The organism is Pseudomonas helleri (genome assembly GCF_009600315.1).
Classification (GTDB): domain Bacteria; phylum Pseudomonadota; class Gammaproteobacteria; order Pseudomonadales; family Pseudomonadaceae; genus Aquipseudomonas; species Aquipseudomonas helleri_A.
Window position 1 is genome coordinate 32,781 of sequence record NZ_WIWC01000006.1, and the last position, 12,815, is coordinate 45,595.

Below are 12,815 nucleotides of genomic sequence, written 5' to 3' on the forward strand. Positions count from 1 at the left end.
GATGGCATTGAAATCCCCCGCGTTTCGTAAAAAATTTCCGTTGCTGGTAACCGGCAGTTTGCTGGCCATGCAACCCCTAGCCATGCCGTTCGCTGTTGCCGAGGAGCAGTATGACTGTTCCGTGTCGGCTTCGGGAGGCTGGGATTGCGCGCCGAAAACCACGGCTGCGCAATTACCGCCCCGTCCAGCGCACAGCACCGCTGTGGCCGACGCATCAGGCGAGGTGAGCGAGCAAGAAGCTCCAGCTCCGCTGGTCACGTCAGCCAAGGGCCGTGGGCTACAGGCACGCAGTGCCGACTATAGCCACCTGGACTGGGTGCCACGTGACAAGCTCACGCCTGCACAGCTGGCCGAAACCGGGCCTTATTGCTCAGGTTCGTATATTGAGCCTATTCGTCCGGGCATGAATGACACCACCAGCAAAAGCGACTCGCCGACGTTTGTGGGCGCCAAAGCCTCCCGCTATGAGCAGGAATCACAGGTCGCCACCCTGGCCGGTGACGTTGTCATGCGCCAGGGCAGCATGCAGGTCGAGGCTGAAGAAGCCAGCCTGTATCAGGCTGAAAGCCGCGGTGAGCTCAATGGCAACGTCCGTCTGCGTGATAACGGCGCACTGATCGTGGGCGATCACGCTGACGTTCAGCTGGACACCGGTGCCGCCAAGGTCGACAACGCCGAGTACATCTTGCACAAGTCGCGCATCCGCGGCAGTGCGTTGTACGCCAAGCGTGCTGAAGATGCCGTCATCCGTCTCAAGGACGGTACGTACACCACGTGCGAGCCGAACAGCAATGCCTGGCAGCTCAAAGGCAACAACATCACGTTGAACCCGGCCACTGGTTTCGGCACGGCCACCAACGTGACGCTACGTGTTAAAGACATTCCGATCTTCTACACCCCGTACATCTATTTCCCGATCGACGATCGCCGCCAGTCCGGTTTCCTGCCGCCGTCTTTCAGCAGCAGCACCGACACCGGCTTTACGCTCGTGACCCCGTACTACTTCAACCTGGCGCCGAACTACGATGCCACGTTGTACCCGCGTTACATGACCAAGCGCGGTCTGTTGATGGAAGGCGAGTTCCGCTACCTGACAGAGTCCAGCGAAGGTCAATTCGGCGCCGCGTACCTGAACGACGACGATACCGAGCGTAAAGATCAATCGGATTACACCGACAAGCGCTACTTGCTCAACTGGCAGCACAAGGGCGGTCTGGATTCGCGTGTATTGACGGAAGTCGACTACACCAAAGTCAGCGACCCGTACTACTTCCAGGATTTGCAAACCGATCAAATCGGCGTTGAAAACCGTGACTACCTGAATCAGCAAGCGGCCGTCAGCTACCGTGGCGACTCTTACACGGCCAAGCTGAATGTGCATGCCTACCAGTTGTCGACCGTGACCCAGATCACACCGTACAACCAGATGCCGCAGCTCACCTTCAATGGTGCCCTGCCGTATCACCCGGGTGGCGTGAACTTCAACTACAACACTGAGCTGGTGCGTTTCGAGCGCGATCTCGAAAGCGGTAACTACACCAACGAAGATGGCACCGTCGCTCCACGTCTCGACAACAACGTCGCAGGCCTTGCCCGTGCCAATGGCACCCGTTTGAATCTGGCACCGTCCATGAGCTTGCCGATGACGGCGAGCTATGGCTACGTGACCCCGACCCTCAAGTACATGTACACCCAGTACGACCTTGATCTGGACAGCAAGGGCAAAACCACACTGGCAACCGCAGGCCAGACATTCGACAGCTCGGTCAACCGTAGCGTCCCTATCGCCAGCGTTGACAGCGGCCTGTACTTCGACCGCAACACCAGCTGGTTCGGCACCAACTATCGCCAGACGCTGGAACCGCGTGCGTTCTATCTATATGTCCCTGAGCGTAATCAGGACGACATCCCGATTTTCGACACCAGCGAAAGCACCTTCAGCTATTCCTCGTTGTGGCGCGACAATCGCTTCTCCGGCACTGACCGTGTGGGCGACGAAAACAAACTGTCGCTGGGCCTGACCAGCCGCTGGATCGAAGACAACGGCTTTGAACGCCAGCGTATCAGCATCGGCCAGGCGTACTATTTCAAAGACCGCAAGGTCCAACTGCCGGGCATTAGTGCCGATCGCGCGGATGCAACGTCAGACGTGTCTCCGTATGCGCTTGAATACGCTTACCGCTTCAACCGCGATTGGCGTGCAACCGCAGACTACAACTGGGACCCGGAAACCCACAGCCCGCGTTCTGGCAGCGCGATGATGCACTACCAGCCTGAAGACAATCCGAACAAGATCGTCAACCTCGGCTATCGCTATCGCAACGACCAGGTTCGCTACGACCAGTACACCGGTCAATGGGTAGTCGGCGGTGGTGATTACGGCACCAAGGGTCAGCCGGGTTACATCAAGGACTACTACAAAATCCAGCAGCACGATTTCTCGGTTATCTGGCCGATCGTGCCGCAATGGAGCGCCATCAGCCGCTGGCAGTACGATTACAACCGCAACCGTACTCTGGAAGCCTTTGGTGGTTTCGAATACGACAACTGCTGCTGGAAACTGCGTCTGATCAGCCGTTATTGGGTCTCCAACGACGAGTTCACCCAAGAAGCCCCTCAAAACGAGAAGGGCGATCATGGTCTCTTCCTCCAAGTTGTGCTGAAAGGTCTCGGTGGCGTAGTCGGCACCAAAGTAGAGAGCTTCCTCGACAAAGGCATCCAAGGTTATCGTGAACGTGAAGATCAAGCTTTCTGATTGTCTGCGCCCGCTATTGCTGGGCGCGTTGTTCCTGGGTACTGCGGCTCACGCCGCAGTACAGCCCCTCGACAAGGTTGTGGCCATCGTCGACAACGACGTGATCATGCAGAGCCAACTCGACCAGCGGGTCAAGGAAGTTCAGCAAACCATTGCCAAACGTGGTCAGGATGTACCGCCTGCCAGTGTTCTGGATCAGCAGGTGCTTGAGCGTCTAATCGTCGAAAACCTGCAACTGCAGATCGGCGAACGCTCCGGCATCCGCATCACGGACGAAGAGCTGAATCAGGCCATCGGCACCATTGCCCAGCGCAACAATATGACCGTTGACCAGTTCCGTCAGGCACTGGCCCACGACGGTCTGTCGTATGAAGATGCGCGTGAGCAGGTGCGCCGTGAAATGATCATTAGCCGTGTACGCCAGCGCCGTGTGGCTGAGCGCATTCAGGTGACCGATCAGGAAGTAAAAAACTTCCTCAAGTCGCCGATGGGTGCCATGCAGCAGTCCGACGAGTACCGTCTGGCCAATATTCTGATTCCAACACCGGATCGCGCGAGTTCGGAAGATATTCAGGCAGCCGGCAAAAAAGCTGTTGATATCTACAACCAGCTCCAGCAAGGCGCGGACTTTGCCAAACTGGCCATCGCTCACTCCAGCAGCGACAACGCACTGGAAGGCGGCGACATGGGCTGGCGTAAAGCGGCTCAGTTGCCACCTCCGTTCGATGAAGAGCTGAGTCGTATGAACGCGGGCGATGTGACTAAACCCGTCCGTATACCGACGGGGTTCATCATCCTCAAGGTGAATGAAAAACGAGGCGGTAACACGGTTGTGACGGACGAAGTTCACGTTCGCCACATTCTGGTCAAACCGAGCGAAATTCGCACCGAAGACGACACCAAGAAGCTGATCGACAAAATCTACGACCGCGTCAAATCGGGTGAAGATTTTGCGACTCTGGCCAAAACTTACTCGGAAGACCCAGGCTCAGCCCTTAACGGTGGCGACCTCGACTGGATCAACCCGCAGTCGCTGGTTCCAGAGTTCCGTGAAGTCATGGCAAACACACCGCAAGGCGTGCTGTCCAAGCCATTCCAGACTCAATACGGCTGGCATGTGCTGGAAGTACTGGGTCGTCGCGCAGTCGACAACACGGCCAAAGCCAGCGAGCAGCAAGCCATGAACACCTTGCGTAACCGCAAGTACGATGAAGAGCTGCAAAACTGGCTGCGTCAGATCCGTGACGAAGCCTATGTAGAGATCAAATTGCCAGGCGCCGACTCGCAAGAGAGCGCTAACCAGGCAGCGCAGTGAAAATACAGCGTTTTGCACTGACACCCGGTGAACCGGCAGGCATAGGTCCCGACCTGTGCCTGTTACTCGCCTCGCAACGCCAGCCGCACCCCCTGATTGCCATCACCAGCCGCGACCTGCTCCTTGAGCGGGCCGCGCAACTGGGCGTGGCGGTCAGTTTGCTGGCCGTCACACCTGCTGACTGGCCTGATCAGCCAGCGCCAGCCGGTAGCCTGTATGTGTGGGATACCCCGCTTAACGCCCCCGTCATCGCCGGTACTCTGGACAAGACCAATGCAGCCTTTGTATTGCAAACCTTGACCCGTGCAGCCCTTGGCTGTGTCGAAGGTGATTTCGCAGGCATGATCACCGCGCCTGTCCACAAAGGCGTGATCAATGAAGCCGGGATTGCGTTCTCCGGCCACACAGAATTTCTCGCAGACCTGACCCGCACTGAGCAAGTTGTGATGATGCTCGCCACACGCGGACTGCGCGTGGCGCTGGTCACCACTCACCTGCCCCTGCGTCAGGTCAGCGATGCAATAACCCCCGAGCGGCTGATGCGGGTTACCCGCATTCTGCACGCGGATCTACAACAAAAATTCGGTATTGCCCAACCGCGTATCCTGGTCTGCGGGCTCAACCCCCACGCCGGTGAAGGCGGTCATTTGGGCCATGAAGAAATCGACATTATTGAACCTACGCTTGAGCGCCTGCGCAGCGAGGGCATGGACTTGCATGGCCCGCTGCCTGCCGACACTCTGTTTACCCCAAAATATCTGGAACACTGCGATGCAGTGCTGGCGATGTACCACGACCAAGGTCTGCCCGTGTTGAAATACAAAGGCTTTGGTGCTGCTGTCAACATCACGCTGGGCTTGCCGATCATCCGCACCTCTGTCGACCACGGCACAGCCCTGGACTTGGCAGGCAGCGGCAAAATTGATACCGGCAGCCTGCAAGTCGCTCTGGAAACCGCCTACCAGATGTCCGAGACCCGTTTATGACTGAGCAATTCCAACACAAAGCGCGCAAGCGCTTTGGTCAAAACTTCCTGCACGATGCAGGCGTAATTGACCGCATTTTGCGTTCCCTCAATGCCAAAGCCGGTGATCGGCTCCTGGAAATCGGTCCGGGTCAAGGCGCCTTGACCAAGGGTATTCTGAATAGCGGCGGCCAGCTGGATGTTGTTGAACTCGACAAAGACCTGATCCCGATCCTTAACCAGCAGTTCGCGGGCATGAGCAACTTCACTCTGCATCAAGGCGATGCGCTGAAGTTTGACTTCAAAAGCCTCAACGCCGCACAGCGCACGCTGCGCGTGGTCGGCAACCTGCCGTACAACATCTCCACGCCGCTGATTTTTCATCTGCTGAAAAATGCCGATCTGATTCGCGATATGCACTTCATGCTGCAAAAAGAAGTGGTTGAGCGCATGGCCGCAGGGCCTGGCGGCGGAGACTGGGGCCGTCTGTCGATCATGGTTCAGTACCACTGCCGCGTCGAACACCTGTTCAACGTTGGCCCGGGTGCGTTCAACCCGCCGCCAAAAGTCGACTCGGCGATTGTTCGCTTAGTGCCGCACGAAACCTTGCCGCACCCAGCCAAAGACCACCGCCTGCTTGAGCGCGTAGTCCGCGAAGCCTTCAACCAGCGTCGCAAAACCTTGCGTAACACCCTCAAAGCCCTGCTCAGCAACGAAGAAATTGAAGCCGCTGGCGTCGATGGCAGCAAGCGTCCAGAGCAACTCGACCTCGCCGCCTTCGTGCGCCTGGCTGACAAACTCGGCGAACAGCCCGTCGCAGCGCCCGCTGCCGACTAATCACCGAGCACACTAGCGTTACTAGACCAGACGCCACGTCTGGCCTAGTACCCGCTACTTGGCCTAGACTCAGGCATCAGTTAAATCCCGAACTGTGTCTTCGCTTTCAAGTAAGGCCTCTCGCATGTCCGATCCCCGCTATCAGATCGACGTCAGCGTCGTCACGCGTTACCTGCCAGAACAGTCCCAGCCAGATCAACAGCGCTTCGCTTTTGCCTACACCATCACCGTGCAGAACAATGGCTCGCTTCCCGCACAACTGCTTTCCCGCCACTGGGTGATAACCGATGGTGACGGGCATGTGGAAGAAGTCCGCGGTGCAGGCGTTATCGGTCAACAACCGCTGATCGCCGCAGGCCAGAAACATGTTTATAGCAGTGGCTCGGTCATCGGCACTCAAGTTGGCAACATGCACGGCAGCTTTCTTATGCGCGCTGAAGACGGCGAACAGTTCAAGGCGCATATTTCGCCTTTCCGCCTTGCCGTGCCCGGAGCTCTGCACTGATGGCGGTCTATGCTGTTGGCGACCTGCAAGGCTGCCTGCAACCACTTAAACGCCTGCTGGTACGCGTAGCCTTCGATCCTGCCAAAGACACACTGTGGCTGGTGGGGGATCTGGTCAATCGCGGCCCACAATCACTGGAAACTCTACGTTTCCTGTATCAAATGCGTGAATCAGTGGTTTGCGTGCTGGGCAATCACGACCTGCACCTTCTGGCCGTTAGACACAATGTCGAACGCCTGAAAAAAGGCGACACACTGCGCGAGATCCTGCAAGCACCCGACTGCGACCAACTGCTGAACTGGCTGCGCCAGCAACCTTTGCTGCATTACGATGTGGCGCGCAATACCGCATTGGTGCATGCAGGAATTCCGCCGCAATGGTCTTTGAAAAAAGCCCTCAAATACGCCAACGAAGTCGAACATGCTCTGCGCGACGATAACTTGCTGGGGCCTTTTCTCGACGGTATGTACGGCAACGAGCCGGCCAAATGGGACAACGAGCTTAGCGGGGTCGCACGACTGCGAGTTATTACCAACTATTTCACACGCATGCGTTTCTGCACCCGCGATGGCAAACTCGACCTCAATAGCAAAGAAGGCGTCGGCACGGCACCGCCGGGCTACGCACCGTGGTTCAGTTACAAAGAGCGTAAAACTCAAGACCTCAAGATCATCTTCGGGCATTGGGCTGCACTGGAAGGCAACTGCAAGGAACCCGGGATTTTCGCACTCGATACCGGCTGTGTCTGGGGTGGCTCCATGACCCTGCTCAACGTGGACACTGGCCATAAACTGAGCTGCGATTGCGATGACCTCGGCCTTGCCAACACGCCGCCCACCCCACCTTTGGGCGCTGGCTAAGCCCGCCCGCTGTCAGGCCACAGGAACTTTACATGACCGAATTCAAACGTATCCCGCCTCAAGAAGCCCAGACTCTGCGCGAGCAAGGTGCTGTTGTGGTTGATATCCGCGACCCACAAGCTTTCGCCGCCGGGCATATCAGCGGTGCCAAGCACCTCGATAACCACTCCTTGCACGATTTCATTGCCAACGCTGATCTAGACAAGCCCCTGATCGTCGCTTGCTATCACGGTAATTCCAGCCAAAGTGCTGCGGCGTACCTTGTCGGTCAGGGGTTTAGCGAGGTCTATAGCCTGGATGGCGGATTCGAGCTTTGGCGTGCAACTTACCCGCAAGAAACGGCACAAAATTCAGCCGAGTAATATTTTTATTAGCGTCAAGCCCGCGTGATCAGTGGGCTTGCGCCCTGCCTGACCAACGGTCAAACCCAACAATTCACGCATCTCTCCTTGACCTCTCCAATTACCAACTATCCTTTACCTCAGGCCATCCAAATCTGGGGAGAGCCGGTACACCGGTGATTGAATTATCAGTAGTAATTTCAATGGGTTAGATCCATTGATGGTGTTCTGGGGGGTACACAGCAACTGTAATGTTGCTGCATGCCAGCACTCGCGCTGACCGATCAATCGCCGACTCCACGTATCGAGCGAGGTGACGTCATGAGTATTTTTAGCCACTTCCAACAACGCTTTGAATCCACACGCCAGGAAGAGCTCACGCTCCAGGAATATCTGGAGCTGTGCAAAAACGATAAAAGCGCTTACGCCTCAGCCGCTGAAAGGCTGCTGCTGGCCATCGGTGAACCGGAACTGCTGGACACCTCGACCAACTCTCGCTTGTCGCGAATCTTCTCCAACAAAGTGATTCGCCGCTATCCAGCCTTTGAAGACTTCCATGGGATGGAAGAATGCATTGACCAGATTGTTTCCTATTTCCGCCATGCTGCGCAGGGCCTCGAAGAGAAGAAACAAATTCTCTATTTGCTTGGCCCGGTGGGCGGCGGTAAATCATCACTGGCCGAAAAGCTGAAACAACTGATCGAAAAAGTCCCTTTCTATGCGATCAAGGGCTCGCCCGTCTTCGAGTCACCATTGGGTTTATTCAATGCCACTGAAGACGGCGCCATTCTCGAAGAAGACTTTGGCATTCCCAAACGCTACCTGAGCACCATCATGTCGCCGTGGGCAACCAAACGGCTGGCCGAGTTTGGCGGTGATATCAGCCAATTCCGCGTGGTCAAGCTCTACCCCTCGATCCTTAACCAGATCGGCGTCGCCAAAACCGAACCCGGTGACGAAAACAACCAGGACATTTCAGCCCTGGTCGGGAAGGTTGATATTCGCAAGCTCGAAGAATTCCCGCAGAACGACGCCGATGCTTATAGCTACTCAGGCGCGCTGTGCCGTGCCAACCAGGGCCTGATGGAATTCGTGGAGATGTTCAAGGCGCCTATAAAGGTCTTGCACCCGCTGCTGACCGCCACCCAGGAGGGTAACTACAACAGTACCGAAGGTTTGGGCGCGATTCCGTTTACCGGCATCCTGCTCGCTCACTCCAACGAATCGGAGTGGCACACCTTCCGCAACAACAAGAACAACGAAGCCTTTATCGACCGGATCTACATCGTCAAAGTGCCGTATTGCCTGCGCGTCAGCGATGAAATAAAGATCTACGACAAACTGTTGTTCAACAGCTCACTGGCCAAAGCCCATTGCGCGCCCGATACCCTGAAGATGCTTGCTCAGTTCACGGTGCTGTCACGCCTCAAGGAGCCGGAAAACTCCAACATCTACTCCAAGATGCGGGTCTACGATGGCGAAAATCTCAAAGACACCGATCCGAAAGCCAAATCGATTCAGGAATACCGCGACAGTGCAGGCGTCGACGAAGGCATGAACGGTCTTTCGACACGTTTCGCCTTCAAAATCCTGTCCAAAGTGTTCAACTTCGACCCCCACGAAATTGCAGCCAACCCGGTGCATCTGCTTTACGTGCTGGAACAACAGATCGAGCAAGAACAATTCCAGGCTGAAACCCGCGAACGCTACTTGCGCTTCCTGAAGGAATACCTGGCCCCACGTTATATCGAGTTTATCGGCAAGGAAATCCAGACGGCTTACCTGGAGTCCTACAGCGAGTACGGGCAGAACATCTTCGACCGCTACGTGCTGTACGCAGATTTCTGGATTCAGGATCAGGAATACCGCGCCCCGGAAACCGGCGAAATTCTCAACCGCGTAGCCCTCAACGAGGAGTTGGAAAAAATCGAAAAACCGGCTGGCATCAGCAACCCGAAAGATTTCCGCAACGAAATTGTTAACTTCGTACTGCGCGCGCGCGCTAACAACAACGGTAAAAATCCAACTTGGCTCAGCTACGAAAAACTGCGGGTGGTCATTGAGAAGAAAATGTTCTCCAACACCGAAGACTTGCTGCCGGTTATCAGCTTCAACGCCAAGGCGAGCAAAGAGGACCAACAGAAACACAACGACTTCGTGACTCGAATGTTCGAACGGGGTTACACCGACAAACAAGTACGACTGCTCTCCGAGTGGTACCTGCGGGTCAGAAAGTCGCAGTGATGCAGCACTAAGGCCCAAGCCTCAAGCAGTACAGGGTTAGCGTTTCTCATGGCTAGCCCTTACCGCTTGAGGCTCACAACTTAAAGCTGCCCGGAGGGCTTATGAGCTACGTGATCGACCGACGCCTGAATGGCAAGAACAAGAGCACGGTAAACCGTCAGCGCTTTCTGCGGCGCTACCGTGACCATATTAAAAAGGCTGTTGAAGAGGCCGTGGGTCGTCGGTCCATTACCGACATGGAACATGGCGAACAAATCAGCATCCCAGGGCGGGATATTGATGAGCCCGTGCTTCATCACGGCCGTGGTGGAAAGCAAACCGTGGTTCACCCCGGCAACAAGGAATTCACCAGCGGCGAACATATCCAGCGCCCACAAGGGGGCGCCGGTGGAGGCGGCGGACCTGGCAAGGCGGGTAATTCCGGCGAGGGCATGGATGAGTTCGTGTTTCAGATCACTCAGGAAGAATTCCTGGAGTTCATGTTTGAAGATCTGGAGCTGCCGAATCTGGTCAAACGCAATCTTACCGGTACAGATACCTTTAAAACCGTGCGTGCGGGCATCAGCAACGAAGGCAACCCATCACGTATCAATATCATTCGTACGCTGCGTTCAGCCCATGCTCGCCGCATTGCGTTGTCCGGCAGCAGCCGGGCCAAACTAAAGGAAGCCAAAGCCGAGCTGGAACGCCTTAAACGCGATGAACCCGACAATTTTGGCGATATCAAAGACATCGAGAGCGAAATCGAGAAGCTCAGTGCGCGCATACATCGCGTGCCTTTTCTCGATACCTTTGACCTCAAGTACAACCTACTGGTCAAACAGCCCAACCCCAGCTCGAAAGCTGTCATGTTCTGCCTGATGGACGTTTCAGGATCCATGACTCAAGCCACCAAAGACATCGCCAAACGTTTTTTCATCCTGCTGTATCTGTTTTTGAAGCGTAACTACGACAAGATTGATGTCGTGTTTATTCGCCATCACACCAGTGCTCGTGAAGTCGATGAAGAAGAGTTCTTCTACTCACGGGAAACCGGCGGCACTATAGTTTCCAGCGCTCTGAAACTGATGCAGGAGATCATGGCCGAGCGCTACCCAACCAATGAATGGAACATTTACGCAGCTCAAGCATCGGACGGCGATAACTGGAACGACGACTCACCTATTTGCCGTGACATCCTGATCAACCAGATCATGCCGTTCGTGCAGTACTACACTTACGTTGAAATAACCCCACGCGAACATCAGGCTCTCTGGTACGAATACGAACGCATCAGTGATGCCTTCTCCGACACCTTCGCACAACAGCAATTGGTCTCGGCCGGCGATATTTATCCGGTCTTCCGTGAACTCTTCCAGCGCAGGTTAGTGACATGACCGCCAAAGAGAATAAACGCCAGCCCCTGTCCACCGGCTCAGAGTGGACCTTTGAACTGATCCAGGCTTACGACCGAGAAATCGGGCGTCTGGCCGAGCGGTATGCGCTGGATACATACCCCAACCAGATCGAAGTCATCACCGCCGAACAAATGATGGATGCCTACGCATCGGTAGGCATGCCTTTGGGCTATCACCACTGGTCTTATGGCAAACATTTCTTGAGCACCGAGAAATCATACAGCCGTGGTCAAATGGGACTGGCTTACGAGATCGTCACCAACTCCGACCCATGCATTGCTTACCTGATGGAAGAAAACACCATCTGTATGCAGGCACTGGTAGTGGCTCACGCCTGCTACGGCCATAACAGTTTCTTCAAGGGCAACTACCTGTTTCGGACCTGGACTGATGCCAGCTCGATCATCGACTATTTGGTTTTTGCCAAGCAGTACATCATGCAATGCGAAGAACGCCACGGCATCGATGCAGTAGAAGATCTGCTCGACTCGTGTCATGCACTAATGAACTACGGGGTCGACCGCTACAAGCGCCCCTATCCGATTTCGGCCGAAGAGGAACGTCGCCGACAAAAGGATCGCGAAGAGCACCTGCAAAAGCAGATCAACGATCTGTGGCGAACCATCCCTAAAAGCGCTGACAAGCTCAGCGAAAAAGACAACGCCCGCTTTCCTGAAGAACCGCAGGAAAACATTCTGTATTTCATTGAAAAACATGCACCGTTACTCGAACCGTGGCAACGGGAAATCGTTCGCATCGTGCGTAAAATTGCCCAGTATTTTTATCCCCAACGACAAACCCAAGTGATGAACGAAGGTTGGGCGACGTTCTGGCACTACACCTTGATGAACGACCTCTACAACGAAGGCCTGGTGACTGAAGGCTTTATGATGGAGTTCTTGATATCCCATACCAGCGTTGTGTTTCAACCCGGTTTTGACAGCCCCTACTACAGCGGCATCAACCCCTATGCACTGGGTTTTGCCATGTACTGCGACATTCGCCGCATTTGCGAAAATCCCACAGAAGAGGACCGCCGCTGGTTCCCGGACATGGCGGGCAGCGATTGGCTGTCGAGCATCAAGTTCGCCATGAGCAGCTTCAAGGATGAGAGCTTTATCCTGCAATACCTTTCACCCAAGGTGATCCGCGACCTGAAATTGTTCAGCATCATGGATGACGATCAAAAGGACGACCTACTGGTGCCGGCCATTCACGATGAGAACGGCTACCGGATTATTCGCGAGACATTGGCCGCCCAATACAACTTGGGCAATCGCGAACCCAATATACAAATCTGGAGCATTGATCGACGCGGAGACCGCTCATTGACCTTGCGTCACCAGCAACATGACCGCAAACCTTTGGGCGAATCCACTGACGAAGTCCTTAAACACCTGCATCGCCTCTGGGGTTTCGATATTCATCTCGAAACAGTACAAGGCGACCAAGTCATGAAAGTTCACCATGTCCCCCCAAAAGGAGAGTCAGGTAACGGTGATTATGGCCGTCTGGATATGAGCGCTATTCACCTGTAACACACGGAGCCTCCGTTATCGGCGCACAGGGGCTATCCTGTGCCGCTAACGGAGGTTTT

General features: G+C 55.3%; 10 protein-coding genes. All 10 read left to right on the forward strand.

Annotated features, from left to right (window positions below):
- Position 1: 1 nt before the first annotated feature.
- The 10 genes from GHN86_RS05645 (at position 2) to GHN86_RS05690 (ending at position 12,756) form a co-directional block, all read left to right on the forward strand.
- Positions 2-2,755 (forward strand): LPS-assembly protein LptD, encoded by a 2,754-nt coding sequence (locus GHN86_RS05645; protein ID WP_153378005.1) that lies wholly within the window; start codon positions 2-4, stop codon positions 2,753-2,755.
- A complete protein-coding gene (gene surA, locus GHN86_RS05650; RefSeq protein WP_323369213.1) occupies positions 2,736-4,070 on the forward strand; it encodes a peptidylprolyl isomerase SurA in 1,335 nt (444 codons plus the stop codon). Before GHN86_RS05645 ends, surA begins: the two co-directional genes overlap by 20 nt.
- A complete protein-coding gene (gene pdxA / locus GHN86_RS05655; protein ID WP_323369211.1) occupies positions 4,067-5,056 on the forward strand; it encodes a 4-hydroxythreonine-4-phosphate dehydrogenase PdxA in 990 nt (329 codons plus the stop codon). The genes surA and pdxA overlap by 4 nt, the downstream gene beginning before the upstream one ends.
- A complete protein-coding gene (gene rsmA / locus GHN86_RS05660; protein WP_153378004.1) occupies positions 5,053-5,871 on the forward strand; it encodes a 16S rRNA (adenine(1518)-N(6)/adenine(1519)-N(6))-dimethyltransferase RsmA in 819 nt (272 codons plus the stop codon). The genes pdxA and rsmA overlap by 4 nt, the downstream gene beginning before the upstream one ends.
- 124 nt (positions 5,872-5,995) lie before the next feature.
- Positions 5,996-6,376, forward strand: a complete 381-nt coding sequence (gene apaG, locus GHN86_RS05665) for a Co2+/Mg2+ efflux protein ApaG (RefSeq protein WP_153378003.1) — start codon at positions 5,996-5,998, stop codon at positions 6,374-6,376.
- Positions 6,376-7,236, forward strand: a complete 861-nt coding sequence (locus GHN86_RS05670) for a symmetrical bis(5'-nucleosyl)-tetraphosphatase (RefSeq protein ID WP_153378002.1) — start codon at positions 6,376-6,378, stop codon at positions 7,234-7,236. Before apaG ends, GHN86_RS05670 begins: the two co-directional genes overlap by 1 nt.
- Positions 7,237-7,268: 32 nt before the next feature.
- Positions 7,269-7,598, forward strand: coding sequence for a thiosulfate sulfurtransferase GlpE (gene glpE / locus GHN86_RS05675; protein WP_153378001.1), 330 nt, complete (start codon positions 7,269-7,271; stop codon positions 7,596-7,598).
- Positions 7,599-7,898: 300 nt separating this feature from the next.
- On the forward strand, positions 7,899-9,821 hold the full coding sequence (locus tag GHN86_RS05680; RefSeq protein WP_153386245.1) for a PrkA family serine protein kinase: 1,923 nt from the start codon (positions 7,899-7,901) through the stop codon (positions 9,819-9,821).
- A 101-nt stretch (positions 9,822-9,922) separates the two neighbouring features.
- Positions 9,923-11,197, forward strand: a complete 1,275-nt coding sequence (locus tag GHN86_RS05685) for a YeaH/YhbH family protein (protein ID WP_153378000.1) — start codon at positions 9,923-9,925, stop codon at positions 11,195-11,197.
- Positions 11,194-12,756: a SpoVR family protein gene (locus tag GHN86_RS05690; protein ID WP_153386207.1), complete on the forward strand. Its 1,563-nt coding sequence runs from the start codon at positions 11,194-11,196 to the stop codon at positions 12,754-12,756. The genes GHN86_RS05685 and GHN86_RS05690 overlap by 4 nt, the downstream gene beginning before the upstream one ends.
- The last annotated feature ends 59 nt before the right edge of the window (positions 12,757-12,815 follow it).

What these genes read in the sequence shown, in the direction of transcription:
- GHN86_RS05645 (WP_153378005.1), top strand. Translation starts at nt 2, where the DNA reads ATGGCATTGAAATCCCCCGCGTTTCGTAAAAAATTTCCGTTGCTGGTA.
- apaG (WP_153378003.1), top strand. Translation starts at nt 5,996, where the DNA reads ATGTCCGATCCCCGCTATCAGATCGACGTCAGCGTCGTCACGCGTTAC.
- GHN86_RS05685 (WP_153378000.1), top strand. Translation starts at nt 9,923, where the DNA reads ATGAGCTACGTGATCGACCGACGCCTGAATGGCAAGAACAAGAGCACG.
- glpE (WP_153378001.1), top strand. Translation starts at nt 7,269, where the DNA reads ATGACCGAATTCAAACGTATCCCGCCTCAAGAAGCCCAGACTCTGCGC.
- GHN86_RS05690 (WP_153386207.1), top strand. Translation starts at nt 11,194, where the DNA reads ATGACCGCCAAAGAGAATAAACGCCAGCCCCTGTCCACCGGCTCAGAG.
- rsmA (WP_153378004.1), top strand. Translation starts at nt 5,053, where the DNA reads ATGACTGAGCAATTCCAACACAAAGCGCGCAAGCGCTTTGGTCAAAAC.
- GHN86_RS05670 (WP_153378002.1), top strand. Translation starts at nt 6,376, where the DNA reads ATGGCGGTCTATGCTGTTGGCGACCTGCAAGGCTGCCTGCAACCACTT.
- GHN86_RS05680 (WP_153386245.1), top strand. Translation starts at nt 7,899, where the DNA reads ATGAGTATTTTTAGCCACTTCCAACAACGCTTTGAATCCACACGCCAG.